Source organism: Pseudomonas sp. R3-18-08 (genome assembly GCF_003852065.1).
In the GTDB taxonomy this organism is placed as follows: Bacteria; Pseudomonadota; Gammaproteobacteria; order Pseudomonadales; family Pseudomonadaceae; genus Aquipseudomonas.
The window spans coordinates 3421945-3440299 of sequence record NZ_CP027729.1 but is presented as its reverse complement, the minus strand read 5'-3'; the positions used below and the strand labels follow the sequence as shown (position 1 = coordinate 3440299).

Annotated in this window: 18 protein-coding genes and 1 tRNA gene; 10 read left to right on the top strand and 9 right to left on the bottom strand. The window is 56.0% G+C overall.

Going from position 1 to position 18355, the window contains the following annotated elements; all coding sequences use genetic code 11:
- Positions 1-15 precede the first annotated feature (15 nt).
- The gene (locus C4J92_RS15690) at positions 16-687 is read right to left on the bottom strand and encodes a Bax inhibitor-1/YccA family protein (protein ID WP_053256786.1); all 672 of its coding nucleotides are present in this window, start codon (positions 685-687) and stop codon (positions 16-18) included.
- A gap of 152 nt (positions 688-839) precedes the next feature.
- Between C4J92_RS15690 and C4J92_RS15685 the strand changes: the two genes are divergently transcribed.
- Positions 840-930: transfer RNA gene (locus C4J92_RS15685), tRNA-Ser, on the top strand.
- A 4-nt stretch (positions 931-934) separates the two neighbouring features.
- Here C4J92_RS15685 and C4J92_RS15680 read toward each other — a convergent pair.
- From C4J92_RS15680 to C4J92_RS15650, 6 genes are all read right to left on the bottom strand, one after another.
- Positions 935-1222 (bottom strand): hypothetical protein, encoded by a 288-nt coding sequence (locus C4J92_RS15680; RefSeq protein WP_164487540.1) that lies wholly within the window; start codon positions 1220-1222, stop codon positions 935-937.
- A gap of 25 nt (positions 1223-1247) precedes the next feature.
- Positions 1248-1877 carry a YdcF family protein gene (locus C4J92_RS15675; protein ID WP_124404521.1) on the bottom strand — a complete coding sequence of 210 codons (630 nt, stop codon included), beginning with the start codon at positions 1875-1877 and terminating at the stop codon, positions 1248-1250.
- Positions 1877-2584, bottom strand: a complete 708-nt coding sequence (locus C4J92_RS15670) for an HAD family phosphatase (RefSeq protein ID WP_256657417.1) — start codon at positions 2582-2584, stop codon at positions 1877-1879. The genes C4J92_RS15675 and C4J92_RS15670 overlap by 1 nt, the downstream gene beginning before the upstream one ends.
- The gene (locus C4J92_RS15665) at positions 2550-3725 is read right to left on the bottom strand and encodes an MFS transporter (RefSeq protein ID WP_124404520.1); all 1176 of its coding nucleotides are present in this window, start codon (positions 3723-3725) and stop codon (positions 2550-2552) included. The genes C4J92_RS15670 and C4J92_RS15665 overlap by 35 nt, the downstream gene beginning before the upstream one ends.
- Positions 3726-3800: 75 nt before the next feature.
- Positions 3801-5516: a carbamoyltransferase N-terminal domain-containing protein gene (locus tag C4J92_RS15660; RefSeq protein ID WP_124404519.1), complete on the bottom strand. Its 1716-nt coding sequence runs from the start codon at positions 5514-5516 to the stop codon at positions 3801-3803.
- An 899-nt stretch (positions 5517-6415) separates the two neighbouring features.
- Complete coding sequence (locus C4J92_RS15650; RefSeq protein ID WP_124404518.1) at positions 6416-7219, bottom strand: NAD(P)H-dependent oxidoreductase; 804 nt, start codon at positions 7217-7219, stop codon at positions 6416-6418.
- 84 nt (positions 7220-7303) lie between these two features.
- Here C4J92_RS15650 and C4J92_RS15645 point away from each other — a divergent pair, with 84 nt between their 5' ends.
- A complete protein-coding gene (locus C4J92_RS15645) occupies positions 7304-8224 on the top strand; it encodes a LysR family transcriptional regulator (protein ID WP_124404517.1) in 921 nt (306 codons plus the stop codon).
- Positions 8225-8232: 8 nt separating this feature from the next.
- Here C4J92_RS15645 and C4J92_RS27240 read toward each other — a convergent pair whose 3' ends face one another.
- Positions 8233-8367, bottom strand: a complete 135-nt coding sequence (locus tag C4J92_RS27240; protein ID WP_256657416.1) for a hypothetical protein — start codon at positions 8365-8367, stop codon at positions 8233-8235.
- Positions 8368-8582: 215 nt separating this feature from the next.
- Between C4J92_RS27240 and C4J92_RS15640 the strand changes: the two genes are divergently transcribed.
- The 3 genes from C4J92_RS15640 (at position 8583) to C4J92_RS15630 (ending at position 11928) form a co-directional block, all read left to right on the top strand.
- Positions 8583-9323 (top strand): hypothetical protein, encoded by a 741-nt coding sequence (locus C4J92_RS15640; protein WP_124371034.1) that lies wholly within the window; start codon positions 8583-8585, stop codon positions 9321-9323.
- Positions 9324-9446: 123 nt separating this feature from the next.
- The gene (locus C4J92_RS15635) at positions 9447-9728 is read left to right on the top strand and encodes a hypothetical protein (protein ID WP_124404516.1); all 282 of its coding nucleotides are present in this window, start codon (positions 9447-9449) and stop codon (positions 9726-9728) included.
- A gap of 82 nt (positions 9729-9810) precedes the next feature.
- Entirely contained in the window at positions 9811-11928 is a 2118-nt protein-coding gene (locus C4J92_RS15630; protein WP_124404515.1) for a TonB-dependent receptor domain-containing protein, read from the top strand.
- A 29-nt stretch (positions 11929-11957) separates the two neighbouring features.
- On the opposite strand, the gene C4J92_RS15625 is transcribed toward C4J92_RS15630, so the two are convergent.
- The gene (locus C4J92_RS15625) at positions 11958-13775 is read right to left on the bottom strand and encodes a sigma-54-dependent Fis family transcriptional regulator (RefSeq protein ID WP_124404514.1); all 1818 of its coding nucleotides are present in this window, start codon (positions 13773-13775) and stop codon (positions 11958-11960) included.
- A gap of 337 nt (positions 13776-14112) precedes the next feature.
- Between C4J92_RS15625 and C4J92_RS15620 the strand changes: the two genes are divergently transcribed.
- The 5 genes from C4J92_RS15620 to C4J92_RS15600 are packed head-to-tail and all read left to right on the top strand — an operon-like array spanning position 14113 to position 18262.
- A complete protein-coding gene (locus tag C4J92_RS15620) occupies positions 14113-15207 on the top strand; it encodes an ABC transporter ATP-binding protein (RefSeq protein WP_124404513.1) in 1095 nt (364 codons plus the stop codon).
- On the top strand, positions 15207-16304 hold the full coding sequence (locus C4J92_RS15615; protein ID WP_124404512.1) for an ABC transporter ATP-binding protein: 1098 nt from the start codon (positions 15207-15209) through the stop codon (positions 16302-16304). The genes C4J92_RS15620 and C4J92_RS15615 overlap by 1 nt, the downstream gene beginning before the upstream one ends.
- Positions 16301-17167 (top strand): carbohydrate ABC transporter permease, encoded by an 867-nt coding sequence (locus C4J92_RS15610; protein WP_124363238.1) that lies wholly within the window; start codon positions 16301-16303, stop codon positions 17165-17167. The genes C4J92_RS15615 and C4J92_RS15610 overlap by 4 nt, the downstream gene beginning before the upstream one ends.
- Positions 17168-17177: 10 nt before the next feature.
- Positions 17178-17978, top strand: a complete 801-nt coding sequence (locus C4J92_RS15605) for a carbohydrate ABC transporter permease (protein ID WP_003232361.1) — start codon at positions 17178-17180, stop codon at positions 17976-17978.
- Positions 17979-17989: 11 nt separating this feature from the next.
- Entirely contained in the window at positions 17990-18262 is a 273-nt protein-coding gene (locus tag C4J92_RS15600) for a DUF2160 domain-containing protein (protein ID WP_124363237.1), read from the top strand.
- Positions 18263-18355 lie beyond the last annotated feature (93 nt).

Sequence of the window (18355 nt, the reverse complement as noted above, 5' to 3'; positions counted from 1 at the left end):
TTATAGCGTTAACAATCAGTCGTCACGGCTCATGATGCCGAAGATCTGCAACAGGCTGATAAACAGATTGTAGATCGACACATACAGGCTGATGGTCGCCATGATGTAATTACGCTCGCCACCATGGATGATGGCGCTGGTCTGGAACAGGATGCACACCGAAGAGAACAGCACGAAACCTGCGCTGATCGCCAGTTGCAGGCCGCTGATCTGGAAGAACATGCCGGCTACCACTGCCGCCAGCAACACGAAGAAGCCCGCGGTGATGAAGCCGCCCAGGAAGCTCATGTCCTTACGGCTGATCAGCACGTACGCCGACAGGCCACCAAACACCAGTGCGGTCATGGCAAATGCCGAACTGACCACTTCCGCGCCGCCGGCCATGCCGAGGTAACGGTTAAGGATCGGGCCCAGGATAAAGCCCATGAAACCGGTCAAGGCAAAGGCCGATACCAGGCCCCAGGCCGAGTCACGCAGCTTGTTGGTCAGGAAGAACAGACCATAGAAGCCGATCAACACGACAAAGATATTGGGATAACCGACGCGCATCTGCTGGGCCACATAAGCCATCACGCCGCTGAATGCGAGGGTAAGGGCGAGCAGGCCGTACGTATTGCGCAAGACGCGGCTGACTTCAAGCTGCTCAGCCTGCGCGTTGCCATTCACTGCGTAATTCTGTTCGCGCATGGCGACTCTCCTTCAGTTTTGAAACGTTCAGTCGCAAAGATCATAACAGACGCTCTGTAACAAGCTATGCAGAGAGTTTGACAGTGTGTTTCATTCGGGTATTATTGCGCCCGCTGAGGCAGGATGAGCTACTATGATCCTGTAACGCACAAGGGAAATTGGCAGAGTGGTTGAATGCACCGGTCTTGAAAACCGGCGAACGTTAATAGCGTTCCCAGGGTTCGAATCCCTGGTTTCCCGCCAAGATTCACACGAAAGTCCCGCACTGCGGGGCTTTTGCGTTTCTGGGGTCAGGCGCAATTTCGTGGCGCGACGGATTCAAGGGTGGCAGGCACTTAGCTGAGCCCAGCGCATGAAGGTGATGAATCATCAGCGTCATCGCCTCGCTCTGCTCAGTAATGCCTGACCATTCCATCAGAGTGGCCAGGGCCTGCCGGGTGCCTGGGCTAACCCTGAGCCTCAATTCCTCTTCGGCATTCGCCACGCGCGTCCTGGCAGACTTGGTCAAGCGATCTTTCTGCGGTACTGCTGCCATGGCCTACCTCTTCTATTCCGTCATACTAACCAATAAGGTGGTTTTTAAATCCCTGCTCAATTAAGTACTTCCAGGCCGCTAGGACTTTTTTCGGTAATTCTTCTTCGATCTGAAATCCCTTTTTTGGATACAGCATAATACGCTGTATATCTCCCACCATTTCATCGATTAATCCGAGCACCCCCACCTGATTGGAAACTTGCTCAGGGAAACAATACCTCGGCGCATCAACCCAAGCGTCAAGGCCCGCCCACTGGATAGGTAAAGTCAACCTTACTCGGCGGATTGAGTTTGGCTTGGTAAGAAAAGTAGCGCTCTTTATTTGTGGAAACATTTCTTTGGTAAAGGCAATATTTTCAGCAAAGTTAGTGGCTCGTTTTTCTAAGCTGAATTGCTCATGTAAAACTCCGAGATCTAGCGCGCGCTGAGCAAAAATTTCGGCTTCAGTCTTGTCCCATAAATGTCTAGTCCAGTTGCCGGTATTTCCTGTGAACAATAAATGTCCAGCTACTCCCTTGCGAAGCAATTCGCAAGCGTAATCGCAGACACGAAGATCATACGATCCACAGACTACTAACAAATCACAGTTCTCATGCTGACTTCCTTCAGATAAGAACTCCCAAAGAATAGCGGCGTACTTTAGTGTTGATGTCATTAAGAAGGTAATCCCCTAGAGCTATGGTTGCCGAGAATCAAGAATTTATCATTAAAAAGGGAGGTTGGTGTCAAACGTTCGATTGTTGGCAGAGTGTTAAAGTCGGTATACACAGCCTTAGCGCCGTAGTTGCTTAGCGAAACGTCATTGCCGATACCGATACACCATGCGCCACTGCTTACCGCCGACTGCACACCGCTTACGGAGTCTTCGAAGATCAGGCACTCATTTATGGGGGTGTTTAGTTTTCGAGCCGCTAGCTGATAACAATCAGGAGCTGGCTTGCCATTGCTGACGTCCTCGCGTGAGACTCTACAGTCAAAGCTAGTTTCCAAGCCATGTTGTTCGAGCACGTAGGCGATACGAGCGGGCCAACTACTAGTCACCAATGCCAACGGAACTGAGCGTTCCCGCAATTGAGAAATTAGCTCTCTCACCCCAGGTACCAACAAACAGACTGCTACCTCTTCAGCAGCATCTACTTGTTTTTTGATAATGCTGCGGGTGGGCTGATTAAAGTTAGGAAAGAGTGCGTGAAGCGTATACTCCCCTGGTCGGCCATGGATGTGTTCATGGATAAAATCTTGGCCAATTTCAATTCCGTATTCCCGTGCCACGCTCGTCCAGGCATGCTCAATAACCTGCCGTGACTGAATAAGAACACCGTCCATATCAAAACAGACCGCTGTAAACGTGTGTGTCATCATGTTTAGAGTTCCGCATTTTTTGATGAGCGATTAAAGCTAGCAGCGCGCCGAGTAAGGCTATAATGGCCATTACATAAAAAGAGCCATTGGGTATTATCTCGTAAAGGTAGCCGGAAAAAGGCGTGGCCACCCCCATCGGTATTGCTACTGCGAAAGAATAATAGAATCCCTGCGTTAAAGTCTGTATGTCTTGCGGAGCGTGATCTCGGATAAAGCGCATAATCGCCGTGTGATAAGCAGCAAAACTCAGCGCGTGCATGCATTGCCCTATAATGATTAGTGATAGGGCATCGCTATTAGAGAAAAACGCCCAGCGAAGGGATGCACATATACTGGACAGAACTACAATGGATAGCGGAGAGAAAAAGTTTAAAATTTTATTTGAGAACGCAAAGTATGTAATTTCAGCAATCACAGCGACTGACCAAAATAATCCAATTGTAGTTGATGAGTAGCCTTTGATTCCCCAATTTATTGAGGCTGTTGCAAAATATAGTGTGTGGCTTAATTGAATTATACTGGCAGAGGCGATTGCAAGTAGCAGTATTTTGTTTTCGAATAGCCGTCTCCAATCTGGTTTTTTAACGATTTGAGTATTGTCAGAGAAGTTTATATTTGGAACTCGGTGTCTCAACCATAAGCAACTTAGCGCTGTAAAAGTCATGCTTGCGGCAACGATGACAGGTACCCAGGAAAGTCCATAAATAGTAAAAAAAACACCACCAAGTGTCGACGTTAAAATAAAGGCTGAAGAGCCAACCGCTCTTACCCAGCCGTAATTTTGGATGGACTGTTTGTCCCGTTTGAGCAGATACGACTCGGACAGAGGCAGCACGACCATCCATAGTCCGCCGAACGAAATGCTTAGCGCGATAAAAGTGAATAGAGAGGGGGGCAGAAAATAAAAAAGCAGGGTACTAATGGCTGCTGAAAAACTTAATAGTGCCGCCAGGTAAATTTGATCTACGCGCCAGTCTGCGACGTAAGTAATTAACACCCCTGTTACCATTTGAGGCCAATAAGCTGCCGCGATCAGCAAACCTATCTGACTGGCGCCAAATCCTAAAGTATCTAGCCAAGTTGGCCAGAATGGATAAATAATTCCCTCGGCTGCAAAAAAACCAAAAAATATCATGTACATCGGGTCACCAAATAAAACAGTTGAACACCAATCTTGAAAAAAAGGGGCTTCAGGAAGCCCCTAAGCGCATCGGTTTTACTCAAAGCGTTGTAATGCGAAACTGTTCTTGTTTTTACGCCATATGATTAACGACTCGCTCATAACTACCAAATCGACCATACCGTCTTTAAGGGCAGCCAAGGCATCTTGTGAAGAGCATACAATCGGCTCTTCATGACGATTGAAGGAAGTGTTTATCAAAGCAGATTGCCCTGTTCGAGAGTGCCAGGCATTTAGAAGCTTGTGCATAAAACCATCCGCTTCAGGACGAATTACCTGTGGTCTAGCAGTACCGTCAATATGCACGACAGCAGGGCTGGCCTCGATAAACTGCGGATGGCAATCATATGTCATCGTCATGGTATCAGCGGCAATATGCTCTTCGGACCAGTCGATATAGCATTCGGCGGCCTGCTCGACAGCTGTCACCGGGCCAAACGGCATAAACTCAGTTCGGTGCATCCGTTTGTTGAGCCAGTCGTTCACATCAGCATCTTTGGCATGGTAAACGATACTCCTGTTGCATAACGACCTCGGGCCAAATTCCATTTTTCCTTTGAACATTCCTAGAACTTGGTTTTCCATTAAAGCATCTACGAGCGTTTCAATGATATTAGTCGGATTGTGATAACCCAATTCAGGGTAGTCACGATTTATCAGGTTTATGTTTTGTGAAACACTACGTGCCGCTGGGCCCAGCGTCATCGCCGGGTTTTTGAATCGTGTGCCCTTTTCTAAGTAAGCAGCCCCCACTGCAGCAGCCAATGCCAGGCCGCCGTCTCCCATGCATGGCAGCACATAAACGTTACGCACGTTAGGGATTTCTCGTAACCGCTGGTTAAGCTTCACGTTGCCAAATACACCACCCGCCAAGCAAAGGTTACTACTCCCTATCTTTTCTAAATGGTAAGTTACGACTTTAACTAGCATATCTTCGACATGGCGTTGAACGGCGGCTGCGATATCTTCCGGTTTTTCCTTGGCCAGTAAAGTTTGTAATGTTTCGCTATAACCATTATATGAAGGCAGGAAAAGATCTCCGCATTTGGCTCTAATTCGCCCATCCTCCACGTTAATCATTTGTTGCATTACGCCAAGCAATTTCTCAGGATCGCCGAATGCAGCTAAGCCTGTGATCTTGCCTTCATGACGATTAGGTTTGTAACCTAGCAGATGGGTGATGCGTCCGTAAAAGTACCCCAAGCTATCAACGCTTGTTTCACGCTGTAATACCGTGGTTTCGTTGGGTGTGTAATGTGTTAGCGTCAGTGATTGAAAATCACCTCGCCCATCACATGTTAAGGTTAAAGCTTCATCAAAGGGGGAGCATACGTAAGCACCCAAGGCGTGACATTCATGGTGATCTATGTAGTATGCGGACAGCGCGTTATCTGAGATAAACTTATCGAACTCAGCTCTTTTTTCTTTGTCGTTGGTGATTTCGTCAGTAATACGTTTTCGAAAAAGAGGTAGCCCATTAGGGTTGTTCTTAACTTCATCTACAATTCGATCGAAATATAAAGGTAAGTGCTTTTCAGCTGTGAAGCCTGCGTTCCAGCCATAGGCGACATAGTCTACGTCCTCTAAACTTATACCCGCTTCGCCTAGTACAAATGAAATAGAATGCGCAGGCCAGACTTTGTCATCTTTGATGCGGGTAAAACGTTCTTCACTCACCGCCGAGAGGATTCGGTCGTCGCGGACCAAGCAAGCACCTGATAAATCATTGTTAGTAATTCCTAAAACTATCATAACAACTCCATGTTTTGCAGTTCAGTGATTATCAGAGATCACTGCATCAGTACCGCCCATAATTCTGTCCTCAGAATATTCCCTGGCGTCCAGTGGGCCGTTTAATAGCTCCCAAGTGGGCGATCCTGCCCTCTGACACAAACAGCGTAGCAGTGGATTGTGACACCCGTATGAAGATTTTTCGTAAAGAAAAATTTTGCATGGATTTTGGTTATAAATATTGATTGTCCGAGAACTCAGTTAAATTCTTGTAGTTGTACATGCTGAATATGAGCTTTGCCAACGCGAGACGCTCGGACTCAATCCCGCCAAACCCTGCTTGATGTGCCCAGCGTTTTCACCTATTAGGAAAAAGAGCACCACGTACGTTATTACCAACCTCATTCAAGTCTTGCTTTTCGCTGTGCAGAGCCATGAGTCGACCTACCTACCGCTTCGAAGGTAGTTGCCGTCGGGCACGGCCTCCACCGCCTGTTTAGCTGCTCCATTGGTCTAAAGCCAGATCTGAGACTCGCCACCGCGGCTATGCTGAATTCACCAGCAATCGAGATAGAGGCTCCCATGAGAGAGGCGCAGCGAAGACTGACCCTAACAGCATGGCGCGAGCTCTCTGCACTGGGCGGAAATCGAATGGACGCGGAAGTTAAATACTTCGAATTGCTGCGGCGGGCTGACGCCATGGAGCGAGCCGACCTCATCTCGAGTGATGAGTGGCGAAGCCTTGTGAAGCACGCCGGAGCATTGCTCTGCAGTACTGCGCAGTGTATGGGCGGACCGGGGTAGGCCAGAAAGACGTAGTCCGTCGCCGCGCCGGAGTTGGCTGCGATCGCGCTGCTGATCACCGGTATTGCCTAGTGTCTGAATTGTCCTCGCAACCCTCACCGTACGCCAGTGAACGGCTAGCCTCCTGATGTGACGCCCCCATCGATATCGATATGAATGCCCAGATCCTGACGGCCAGGCGCAAGATGCGGTTTGAGTGTCAATGCTGGAATGTCATAGTCACCGGCATTCTGGCGACGAAATGGCAACGGCTGATCATCGAACAGGTTGTCCAACCGAGCAGCATAGGCCGTGCATAGCTGTTCGAACCGAGCGGCGTCCATCTTGCTGGTCTTATAGATGGGGAAGGGCGGCACAACGGTGAACCCGGGATAGAAGAGCACCCCATGCTGGATAGGGAATAGCAGGTCATCCAGCGCACCGTTCACCCCTCGACCACCGTAGTGGGACTCCCAACCGCCCATGCTGACCACCAGCATCGCGCGCTTTCCAGCCATGCTGCCTTCCCCGTAGCGGTCGCCCCAGTGGCTTTCGTTATGTTCGCCGACACCGTAGGCAAATCCATAGGCGTAGACGCGTTCGACCCAGCCCTTGAGGATCGCGGGCATCGAGAACCACCACAATGGAAATTGAAAGATCACGGCGTCCGCCCATCGCAGTTTGGCCTGCTCTTGCTCGATGTCTGCCGGTTGGGTGCCGGCGGCAAATACACGTTGCGATTCCATGGCCGGATTGAAGGGGTTTGCGTCGTCATAGCCTGGGGCGTCGTCCGTATCGATGGGCGCTTTCCAACGCATGGCGTATAGATCGGAGACCTTGATCTCATGGCCTGCGGCTTTCAGGTGGGCGATCGCGAAATCCCTGAGAGCGCCATTGAGTGAGCGAGGTTCAGGATGGGCGTAGATCAGTAGCAGCTTCATAGTGGGCTCCGAGTGGATGTATACCTCACCGTAGCGACCCACGCGGTATGATAGAAATGAATTTCCGAAACATATGGTATTTACATGCACAATACCTTGCGACGTCTGGATCTCAATTTGCTGGTCACGCTGGATGCGCTGTTGTCTGAGCAAAACGTGACACGGGCAGCGCGCTTGCTCAATCTCGCGCAATCGACCGTCAGCCTGCAACTGGGTCGGCTGCGAGAACTTCTCGACGATCCATTGTTGCTGCCCGGCCCCCGAGGAATGTCGCCTACCGAGCGTGCCCGTGAATTGCGCGGGCCGCTGCGTGACGCGTTGGTCGCATTGGAAGGCGCGCTGAGTCCTGGCGGCACGTTTGAGCCCGCGCTGTCTGATCAGACATGGAAGGTGGCGGCCAGTGATTACGCCGCGACGGCTTTGGTCTGGCCGTCACTGGCCCTGCTCAGGCGCCTGGCTCCGAATACCCGCTTGGCATTGCTGAACAAGCATCCCGTCAGCCTCGCTAAGGATCTGGAAAGCGGTCAGCTCGATCTGGCCTTGCACACTCGCGATGATGCGCCGCCAAAACTGCGCCAGCGGTCTCTGGTTCACGAACGCTATGTGCTGGCCGGGCGGCGCGGCCATCCTGCGTTGACAGCCAAGCTATCGCTCAAAGCGTTCTGCGGCCTTGAACACGCCGTGATGTCACCCAATGGCGCCGGGTTCGTTGGGAGTACCGACCACGCGCTGGCCGCTAAAGGGCTGGAGCGACGCGTCGTATTGTCAGTGTCCAATTTCAACTCGCTCGTCTCGGCACTGGTGCACAGCGACCTGGTTGCGGTGGTGCCGGAAAGGCTGATGCGGGATGAGCCAGCGCTGCACGTGCAGGCACCTCCACTGGCCATTCCGGGTTTTGAAATGCTCATGTTATGGCCCGAGCGGCTACACCGCGATCCCGCCCATCGGTGGCTGCGCGATCTGATTGCCTCGACGTTGCAAGCGGCTCCCGACCCCGAGGTTTGATGGGGTCGTTACTCGACCGTGCAGATCCAGCGGTGATTATGCCGATAGGGCGCGCGGGTGAAGTGCACATCTGAAACCAGATTCAGGCCGCGCTTTTTCAGCGCTTCGGTCAGTTCTACGAGTGTCTCTGCCTGGATAGTCATTGCTGTTACCTCGTCAGATTTACTGTGTTCATAATTCTTGACCGAGGGGGCAACTCGCTAATTCAAATTTTCTACACGTTTAATAGTTGAAGGCCGGGCCTGTAGTCCGATGCTTATCTGGCCCCCAGGGCTGCACTTTTTTCCATTCTCCTGATCTACCTCTGTCCCAGCCACCCATATCCTGCGGGTGGCTAACAGCCACAGACCCGGTACCGATGCATCGAACGCTAACTGTTTTTATCACCCGATGGCCGCGGTGGCTGGTTGCGATACTGGCGCTGTGTGCCGTCGGTTGCAGCCAGCAACAGGGGCGCGACATTGCCAGGCAGTTCAGCGATGGCAAGCCCGATGAGTTTTTTCAAACCAGCGTTGATCGCATGGCCACCCTGGGCATGCGCGACAACCTGCAAAGCCTTTATCTGCTGATGAGCAAGCTTTACCTGCGTAACCCCAGCCAGTGGCGCCAGTCCGGTTATCCGGATGCGGTAACTGCTGCGCGCACTATTCGCCAGGCTATCGAAAACCGTCAGCCATTGCCTGCGCTGGGGGAACGTCGTGATCTGGCGGCCTTGAGTTACTCCCTGAGCCCGGAGTTTCGGGGTGATCGGGTGGGGGCGTTCATCTACGCAATCGGCAGCATGCTGGTGACCGCACACGGCGGGCGCACGCAATTTTATGTGACCGACTCGATCAACCCGCAGTTTGTCAGCAACGCCGCACGGAATATCGAGAAAGCCACCTGGTTGCTCGGCCAGCGCCAGGACGCCAATGGCGTGTTGCTGCTGTTTTCCAATGAAATATCGGAGGAGGGCAGCAACCTCAGTTTCGCCGTCGAATTCGGCAAGATCGTCGCGCGCTTGGATCTGCTGACCCAGATACTCGATGAGCGCTACCGACGCATCGGCCTCAATTATGCGCAAAGTCTGTTGCTGATGAATTTCCTGCCTGTGCAGTGACAGGGCCATTGGGTGCGGTGTTTCCCTTTCCTCTGTAGGAAACTGCCTTTCATGCCCTGGACCGCTTGAACCACGCCCCGGTCAGCCCTAGCCTCGGACTTTTCTTAAACATGAGTGCCTACCTTGGGTAAGCGAAAAACGGTTTGGCCTACTGATCGCGAAATCCGCCTGCGATTTATCCTGTTTGCTGTGATCGACGCCGCAAGCGCTCAAGGAGTCGCTTCGGAAGTGTTGTTACCCGCGCACAAACTGCTGCGCGGCTCGCCTACGGAGATGCAGCTGCGCGACATGCTTGCCGAGATCCTGGCCACCGATGAAATGTATGGTTTCAGATTCCCCATCGGCTCGGATGCTGACGACTTGATGCAGACGCTGGAGTTGCCGGGCAATCAGGAGCGCACGTGACCTGACGGATGTGGGCGTCTTCCCATGACTGTTCGCGTGCCGGCGCTGCCGTCCACGCCCCCGTATTCCAAGGACCTGCCCCATGCTGTTGCGACACCCTGCGCTACTGTTCACCGCCCTGACCCTCAGTTCGCAGGTACAGGCCGAAGACCTGCAATTGGCGCCGGTCGAAGTCACTGCGTCTGAAGCCAGCGCTGGAGAAATCGCCCAGGCACAGCTCAAAAGCGTGCCCGGCGGCACTAATTTTATCGACATGGACAGTGTGCAACAGGGCCGGGTGAGCTCCAATGAGGATGTCTTCAAGTACCAGGCCGGGGTGTACGCCAAGGCGGCGAACAATGAAGGGGTCAAGTTGTCCATTCGCGGTTCGGGCTTGAACCGCAGCCCCGGTGCCCATGCTTCCGGGCTGTACGAAATGTTCGACGGCCTGCCGCTCACCGGCCCCGGCGGTACGCCCTATGAGCTCAAGGACCCGCTTTGGCAAAGCCGGGTAGAAGTGCTGCGCGGCGCCAATGGCTTCGACCGGGGCGCGTTGGCCCTGGGCGGCGCGGTCAACTATGTCAGCCGCACCGGTCTTGACGCGCCCAAACTGCAACTGCGCTATGAAGCGGGCAGCCGTGGTTACGCCCAGCGCGAGATCAGTTCCGGCCAGGTGCTCGGGGATGCCGATTACTACATCAGCCTCACTGATTCTGCGTCCGACGGTTACCAACACCAGAGCGCCGGCACCGGCAAGGGCATCGCGGCCAACTTTGGCTATCGCTTCAACCCGGACCTGGAAACGCGCTTCTATTTTCGCTACCGCGAAACCACCAACGACACGCCGGGCAAGCTCACGCGTTACCAGATCAGCCATGACCCGCGTGCCGCCAACAGCCTCAACGCCGCCCGCGATTCCAAGCGTTTGCAACCAGGTTCCACCTGGATCGCCAACAAGACCACCTTGCAATTGGATGACGCTTCGCGCGTCGAAGTCGGCCTGGCTTATCACGACTACCCGATGGACCTGCGCGAAGGCACCAACCGCCTGAAAGTCGCCTACACCGACATCAGCGGCACCCTCAATTACATTCGCCAGGACAGCCTGTTCGGCCACGACAGCCACACCACGCTCGGCCTGCGCACCACCCAGGCGATGCCGAACAATGGCGCCTCGGAGTACGTGCGCATCCCGGCGGGCAATACGGCCGGCTACGCTCCGGGCACCAAGACCCGTGACTACACCTACTTGGGTTCCGACACCGTGCTGCATATCGGCAACGAACTGGAGCTGGTGCCTGACCTATGGCTGACCAGCGGCCTGGCCGCGATTTATACCCGCCGCGAAACCCAGGTCACCTATCCAGACGGCCAGGCCCCGACCAGCCAGCACGATTGGGACTACGCGCCACGCATTGGCCTGCGCTATGACTTCACCCCGCAATTGCAGGTGTACACCAACCTGAGCCGCTCGGTGGAGCCGCCGCACGCCTGGTCGATGATCTGGGGTTCCAACAAATATTTTGGTACCGGCAGTGGCGCGGCCACCGGCTTGCAGCGCGAAGGCGTGAAGTTGCGCAACCAGACGGCGACGACGCTGGAAGTCGGTGGCCGCGGTGAGGCCTGGCTTGGCCAGTGGGACCTGGCGCTCTACCGCTCTGAAGTGCGCCACGAGCTATTGACCGTGGAAACCCAGGCCCAGACCGCAACCAGCAATGCCATCGTCGCCGAAGCCAACGCCAGCCCCACCGTGCATCAGGGCGTGGAACTGAGCCTGCTCAGCCCGCTGTGGGAGGGCGGTCGCAACGGCCAGCTTGCGCTGCGCCAAGCCTACACCTTCAGCGATTTCCACTACCGCGATGACGAGCGTTTCGGTGACAACACCTTGCCGGGCATTCCCAAGCATTATTATCAGGCGCAGTTGCGCTACAGCCATCCGAGCGGTTTCTACACCAGCCTCAACACCGAGCATGCCTCGCGGGTGGCGGTGGACTACGCCAACTCTTACTACGCCGCGGCCTACACCACCCTGGGCGCCACGTTTGGCTTTGACGCGCCCAAGCAGGACTGGCAGGCCTGGGTCGACCTGCGCAACCTGACCAACCGGCGTTATGCCAATACCGTCACGCCAGGCTATGACGACAAAGGCCTGGATGTCGCACGCTCCACACCGGCCGATGGCCGGGGCCTCTACACCGGCGTGTCGTGGCGTTGGCGCTGAAGCGGCATCTGGCTGACTGACGCGCCCGCTCAGCCTTCGTTCTGGCGCAGGCGCTTGTACAGGGTATTGCGGCTCACCCCGAGTTCGCGGGCGAGGTGCGAAATGTTGCCGCCTGCCGCCTTCAAGCGTTGCGTCAGGTCGATGCTGTCATCCAGTCGCTCGCTGGCGGGCTGCGGTATCGGCCCCTGCAAATCCACAAAAAAGTCATCGGGCAGATGCTCCGGGCGGATCGGCTGTTCCTCAGCCATCGCTAATGCCACCTGCAACACACTGCTGACCTGGCGCAGGTTGCCCGGCCATGGATGCTGTTCGAACAGCTTCAGCACCTCGGCACTCAGGCCGGCCCACTGCGTGGAGTCGCGGTGTCGCTGCCACAGTTGCTGGAACAACGCCTGCTTGTCGCTGCGCTCGCGCAACGGCGGCAGTTCCAGGGTCAGGCCACCAATGCGGTAATACAAATCCTCCCGAAAACGCCCGGCTTGCACCAGTTCCCGTAGCGCGCGGTTGGTCGCCGAGATGATGCGCAAGTCCACCGGGAACACCTCACTGCTGCCCACCGGTTGCACGCAGCGCTCCTGCAGTACCCGCAACAGTCGCGCCTGGGTGGGAAGAGGCATATCGCCGATCTCATCGAGAAACAGCGTGCCCTTGTCGGCCTTGCGGATCAGCCCAATGCTGCCTTTCTGATTGGCGCCGGTGAACGCGCCTTTTTCATAGCCGAACAGTTCCGATTCCACCAGCTCAGCCGGAATCGCCGCACAGTTCACCGCGATCAATGCCTGGCGGCTACGGGAACTGGCCTGGTGCAGGGCTTTGACGAATACCTCTTTGCCCACGCCGGTCTCGCCGTGGATCAACAACGGAATATCCTTCTCCAGCAGGCGCTCGGCCTGGCGCACGGCTTTCTCCACGCGTGCGTCGCCAAAATGCAGGGTGGTGAGGCTCACGGCGCTCGGCTTCGACGGCGCCGGCTCATTGAACACCCGCGCCTGTACCGGCGTCTGCCTGGGGCGCTTGAGCAGGCATTGGAAGCGATTGCGTCCCGCTGCTTGCAGGGAAAACGCCAGCCCCTCCGGCTGATTCAACAACTCCAGCAGCGACACCTTGAACAAGCTGTCGATCATCACCCTCGACAAGCTGATCCCCAACAGGTTATCCGCGCGCCGGTTGGCCGACAGCACCTGGCCGCTTTCATCAAAGATCAGCAGGCCCGCCCACTGGCTGTCGAGGTTGCTCAGGCCGGTGTTGAACGTCAGCTGGAAATGCTCGCCGCGAAACAGGTTGAGGATCAGCCGGTTTTCCACGGTCTGGCTCATCATCTTGACCATGCCCAGGGTGTGGGAGGGCGGCAGGTAGCTGTCGCTGGAGACGTCCAGCACCGCAATGATCTCGCGTTGCGCGTCGAAAATCGGCGCCGCCGAACCGGTCATGAAGCGGTTGGCCTTCAGGAAGTGCTCGTCGTGCTCGATATGCACGGCCTGGGCACAGGCCAACGCGGTGCCGATGGCGTTGGTGCCGCTGGCGTGTTCCATCCAGCTGGCGCCCGCGCTGAAACCACGGGCCAGCCCGGGCTCGATAAAGCGCTGGGTGCCCCACGACGTCAGGACCTGGCCCTGGTTATCGGCCAGCATGATCAGGCAGTTGGAATTGCTCAGGATGTTCTCGTAGTAGGGCAGCACTTCCTGATGGGTGGTCTGCACCAGTGAATGCTGACTCTCCAACAACTGCCGAATGCCCTCGGCGGGCAGTTGGTCGAAGCTGGGGACGCTCTGGTGATCCAGGCCGAACGCGCGGCAACGGCGCCAGGAGTCCTGGATGATGGTGTCGTGAGTCAGTGGTTCGGCCATGTATTGACCTTCATTTTTATTGTTATTGAGTGTGCACAATCTAACGGATGTAACCAGACCCATGTGGGAGGGGGCTTGCTCCCGATAGCGGTGTGTCAGTCAGCATTTCTTTTACTGATATACCGCTATCGGGAGCAAGCCCCCTCCCACAGTCTGATCAGTGTTGTTCAGAACTGTTCATTGTCAACCCCCTCAGTGTTCATTTGTTCAGCCAGGGTGTTCATTCCTGAACATCCAGATTGACCCATTTCCTTATGCATCAACCACCTGCCATTTCTGGCACGAAACTCGCTCTGATAACTGGCCAGATTCATTCCAATAATAAAAAGGTCGTGTCATGTCATTGACCCTGGAACATGTCTCCCGCGTTGTCGAAGGTCAAACCTGGATCGACGACGTAAACCTGCGCTTCGAGGCGGGCTCCTTCAACGTGTTGCTCGGTCGCACCCTGTCCGGCAAGACCAGTTTGATGCGCCTGATGGCCGGTCTGGACAAGCCCGACAGCGGTCGCATCCTGATGAACGGTGTGGATGTCACGCAAAAACCGGTGCGCCTGCGCAACGTGTCGATGGTGTATCAGCAGTTCATCAACTACCCGACCATGACCGTGTTCGAGAACATCGCCTCGCCTTTGCGCCAGGCCGGTGTGTCCAACGAGCTGATCCAGAGCAAGGTGCTGGAAACGGCGCGGATGCTGCGCATCGAGAAATTCCTGCAGCGCCATCCGCTGGAACTGTCCGGTGGCCAGCAGCAGCGTACGGCCATGGCCCGGGCGTTGGTGAAGGACGCCGAGCTGATCCTGTTCGATGAGCCGTTGGTCAACCTGGATTACAAGTTGCGCGAAGAACTGCGCCAGGAAATGCGCGAACTGTTCAAGGCGCGCCACACCATCGCCATCTACGCCACCACCGAGCCGAACGAAGCGCTGGCGCTGGGCGGTACCACCACCATCCTGCATGAAGGCCGGGTGATCCAGAGCGGCAAGGCCGCCGAGGTCTATCACCAGCCGCAAAGCGTATTGGCTGCCGAGTTGTTTTCCGAGCCGCCGATCAACCTGATGCCGGGGCGCATCAGTGGCAACGAAGTGAGTTTCGCCAACTTCGTGCATTTCCCGCTCAATGTCGACCTGCGCCCCATCGGCGAAGGTGAGTTCCGCTTTGGCGTGCGCCCCAGCCATATCAGCCTGGTGCCGAGCAACGACGATGACCTGGAGCTGGCGGTGACCGTGGAAGTCGCCGAGATCAGCGGTTCGGAAACCTTCCTGCATGTGCGCAGCGAACACTTCCTGCTGGTGTTGCACCTGCCGGGGGTGCACGAGTACGACGTCGATGCGCCGATACGCGTGTACATCCCCACCCATAAACTGTTTGTGTTCGATGGCCAGGGACGTTTGGTCCAGGCCCCCGGGCGCCGTGTCGCGAGGGTTGCCTGATGGCCGAGATCCATTTGCAGAACCTGGCGCACAGCTACAGCGCGACCCCGAGCGGCCCTGAGGATTACGCCATCCGGGAAATGAACCATGTGTGGGAGCAGGGCGGAGCCTACGCCTTGCTCGGGCCGTCGGGCTGCGGCAAGTCGACCTTGCTCAACATCATTTCCGGCCTGCTCAGCCCGTCCGAGGGCCAGGTGTTGTTCGATACCCAAGTGGTCAACGACCTCACCCCGGAAAAGCGCAATATCGCCCAGGTGTTTCAGTTCCCGGTGGTGTACGACACCATGACGGTGTTCGATAACCTGGCGTTTCCCTTGCGCAACCAAGGCATGGCCGAGGCGAAAATTCACAGCAAGGTGCAGGAAATTGCCGAGGTTCTCGACCTGCAGAACCTGCTGAGCAAAAAAGCCCGCAACCTCACCGCCGACGAAAAACAGAAAGTCTCCATGGGCCGTGGCCTGGTGCGCGACGACGTGTCGGCGATCCTGTTCGATGAACCGCTGACAGTGATCGACCCGCACCTGAAGTGGAAACTGCGGCGCAAGCTCAAGCAGATTCACGAGCAGTTCAACATCACCATGGTCTACGTCACCCACGACCAGCTCGAGGCATCCACCTTCGCCGATAAGATCGCCGTGATGTACGGCGGCCAGATCGTGCAGTTCGGCACGCCGCGCGAGTTGTTCGAGCGGCCAAGCCACACCTTTGTCGGTTATTTCATCGGCAGCCCTGGGATGAATCTGATCAAGGTACAGGCCGAGGCCGGCGGAGTGCGGTTTGCCAACACGTCGTTGCCGTTGTCCGAAGCGTTGCAGCAGCGCCTCGCTGCCACCGACTACAAAAAGCTCCAAGTGGGTATTCGCCCGGAATTCATCCATGTGTGGGACGAGCATAACCCTGACGCCTTGCAGGCCGAAGTCACACACCTGGAAGACCTTGGTACCTACAAAATCATGACCCTCAACCTCGACGGCGCCACCCTCAAAGTGCGCCTGGCCGAAGACAAACCGGTGCCCGAAGGCCGCGCCTGCATCAGCTTCCCGGCGCAATGGCTGATGCTCTATGCCGACGATTACCTGCTGGAGGAGCTGCCATGAACAAGGTGCAGAACAACAAGGCCTGGTGGCTGGTGTTGCCGGTGTTTCTGCTGGTGGCGTTCAGTGCCGTGATCCCGATGATGACCGTGGTCAACTACTCGGTGCAGGATATTTTCGACCAGTCCAGCCGCTACTTCGTCGGCGCCGACTGGTACAAACAGGTGCTGCTCGACCCGCGCCTGCATGACTCGCTGCTGCGCCAGTTCATCTATTCGGCCTGTGTGCTGCTGATCGAAATCCCCCTGGGCATCGCCATCGCCCTGACCATGCCGACCAAGGGGCGCTGGTCGTCGCTGGTGTTGATCGTGCTGGCGATTCCCTTGCTGATTCCGTGGAACGTGGTCGGCACCATCTGGCAGATTTTCGGTCGCGCCGATATCGGCCTGCTCGGTTACAGCCTCAACGCCATGGGTATCAGCTATAACTATGCGGCGAACACCATGGATGCCTGGGTCACCGTGCTGGTGATGGACGTGTGGCACTGGACTTCCCTGGTGGCGTTGCTGTGCTATTCGGGGCTGCGGGCGATCCCGGACGTGTACTACCAGGCTGCGCGCATTGATCGGGCGTCGGCCTGGGCGGTTTTCCGACACATCCAGTTGCCCAAGATGAAAAGCGTGCTGTTGATCGCGGTGATGCTGCGCTTCATGGACAGTTTCATGATCTACACCGAGCCGTTCGTACTCACCGGGGGCGGGCCGGGCAATGCCACTACCTTTCTGAGTCAGACCTTGACCCAGATGGCCGTAGGCCAATTCGATCTCGGCCCGGCGGCGGCGTTTTCGCTGGTGTACTTCCTGATCATCCTGTTGGTGTCCTGGCTGTTCTATACCGCCATGACCCACTCCGACGCCAACCGCTGAGGCCGCCAACATGAGCAAGCGCAAGCTTATACCGCTTTTGATCTACATCCTGTTCCTGCTGGTGCCGATCTACTGGCTGCTGAACATGTCGTTCAAGAGCAACACCGAAATCCTCGGCGGCTTGACCCTGTTTCCGCAGGATTTCACCCTGGCCAACTACAAGGTGATCTTCACCGACCCCAGTTGGTACACCGGCTACCTCAACTCGCTGTACTACGTGAGCTTGAACACGGTGATTTCCCTGAGCGTGGCATTGCCGGCAGCCTACGCGTTTTCGCGCTACCGTTTCCTGGGCGACAAGCACCTGTTCTTCTGGCTGCTGACCAACCGCATGGCGCCACCGGCGGTGTTTCTGCTGCCGTTTTTCCAGCTGTATTCGTCCATCGGCCTGTTTGATACGCACATCGCGGTGGCGCTTGCGCATTGTTTGTTCAACGTGCCGTTGGCGGTGTGGATCCTGGAAGGTTTCATGTCCGGGGTGCCCAAGGAAATCGACGAAACCGCCTACATCGACGGCTACTCGTTCCCCAAGTTCTTCGTGAAGATTTTTATCCCGTTGATTGGCTCCGGTATCGGCGTTACGGCGTTTTTCTGCTTCATGTTTTCCTGGGTCGAACTATTGCTGGCGCGCACTTTGACCTCGGTCAATGCCAAGCCCATCGCAGCGGTGATGACCCGCACGGTGTCGGCCTCGGGTATCGACTGGGGCGTGCTGGCGGCGGCGGGGGTGTTGACCATCCTGCCGGGCATGCTGGTGATCTGGTTTGTTCGTAACCACGTGGCCAAGGGCTTTGCCCTGGGCCGGGTCTAGAGGAATCGATGATGGAATGGATGGCCTGGACCACCCCGACTGCACTGTTCTTTGGCGGTATCGCGCTGATTCTGGCGGGCATGACCACCTGGGAGTTGCGCGCGCCGAGTATCCCTCGGCGTGGTTTTCTGCCGATCAGCACCACCCGTGGTGATCGCTTGTTTATCGGTCTTCTCGGCAGCGCCTACCTGCATTTGCTGGTAATCGGCGCCACCGGCTGGAGCATCTGGGTGGCGACTGCGCTGTCCCTGGTGTGGCTGTTGAGTGTGATGCGCTGGGGCTAGGTGTGCACACCCTGTAGGAGCGGGCTTGCTCGCGAAAATCGTCAACGATAACGTGGTGTTCCTGGTAGCCCGCGGTGTCTTTGAGTTTTTCGC

Bases quoted from the DNA above. Each gene is read 5' to 3' on its own strand.
- C4J92_RS15600 (WP_124363237.1), top strand. From the start codon at position 17,990: ATGGAATGGATGGCCTGGACCACCCCGACTGCACTGTTCTTTGGCGGT.
- C4J92_RS15640 (WP_124371034.1), top strand. From the start codon at position 8,583: ATGCATCGAACGCTAACTGTTTTTATCACCCGATGGCCGCGGTGGCTG.
- C4J92_RS15660 (WP_124404519.1), bottom strand. From the start codon at position 5,516: ATGATAGTTTTAGGAATTACTAACAATGATTTATCAGGTGCTTGCTTG.
- C4J92_RS15650 (WP_124404518.1), bottom strand. From the start codon at position 7,219: ATGAAGCTGCTACTGATCTACGCCCATCCTGAACCTCGCTCACTCAAT.
- C4J92_RS15675 (WP_124404521.1), bottom strand. From the start codon at position 1,877: ATGACATCAACACTAAAGTACGCCGCTATTCTTTGGGAGTTCTTATCT.
- C4J92_RS15605 (WP_003232361.1), top strand. From the start codon at position 17,178: ATGAGCAAGCGCAAGCTTATACCGCTTTTGATCTACATCCTGTTCCTG.
- C4J92_RS15615 (WP_124404512.1), top strand. From the start codon at position 15,207: ATGGCCGAGATCCATTTGCAGAACCTGGCGCACAGCTACAGCGCGACC.
- C4J92_RS15665 (WP_124404520.1), bottom strand. From the start codon at position 3,725: ATGTACATGATATTTTTTGGTTTTTTTGCAGCCGAGGGAATTATTTAT.
- C4J92_RS15645 (WP_124404517.1), top strand. From the start codon at position 7,304: ATGCACAATACCTTGCGACGTCTGGATCTCAATTTGCTGGTCACGCTG.
- C4J92_RS15670 (WP_256657417.1), bottom strand. From the start codon at position 2,584: ATGATGACACACACGTTTACAGCGGTCTGTTTTGATATGGACGGTGTT.
- C4J92_RS15620 (WP_124404513.1), top strand. From the start codon at position 14,113: ATGTCATTGACCCTGGAACATGTCTCCCGCGTTGTCGAAGGTCAAACC.
- C4J92_RS15690 (WP_053256786.1), bottom strand. From the start codon at position 687: ATGCGCGAACAGAATTACGCAGTGAATGGCAACGCGCAGGCTGAGCAG.
- C4J92_RS15625 (WP_124404514.1), bottom strand. From the start codon at position 13,775: ATGGCCGAACCACTGACTCACGACACCATCATCCAGGACTCCTGGCGC.
- C4J92_RS15630 (WP_124404515.1), top strand. From the start codon at position 9,811: ATGCTGTTGCGACACCCTGCGCTACTGTTCACCGCCCTGACCCTCAGT.
- C4J92_RS27240 (WP_256657416.1), bottom strand. From the start codon at position 8,367: ATGACTATCCAGGCAGAGACACTCGTAGAACTGACCGAAGCGCTGAAA.
- C4J92_RS15610 (WP_124363238.1), top strand. From the start codon at position 16,301: ATGAACAAGGTGCAGAACAACAAGGCCTGGTGGCTGGTGTTGCCGGTG.
- C4J92_RS15680 (WP_164487540.1), bottom strand. From the start codon at position 1,222: ATGGCAGCAGTACCGCAGAAAGATCGCTTGACCAAGTCTGCCAGGACG.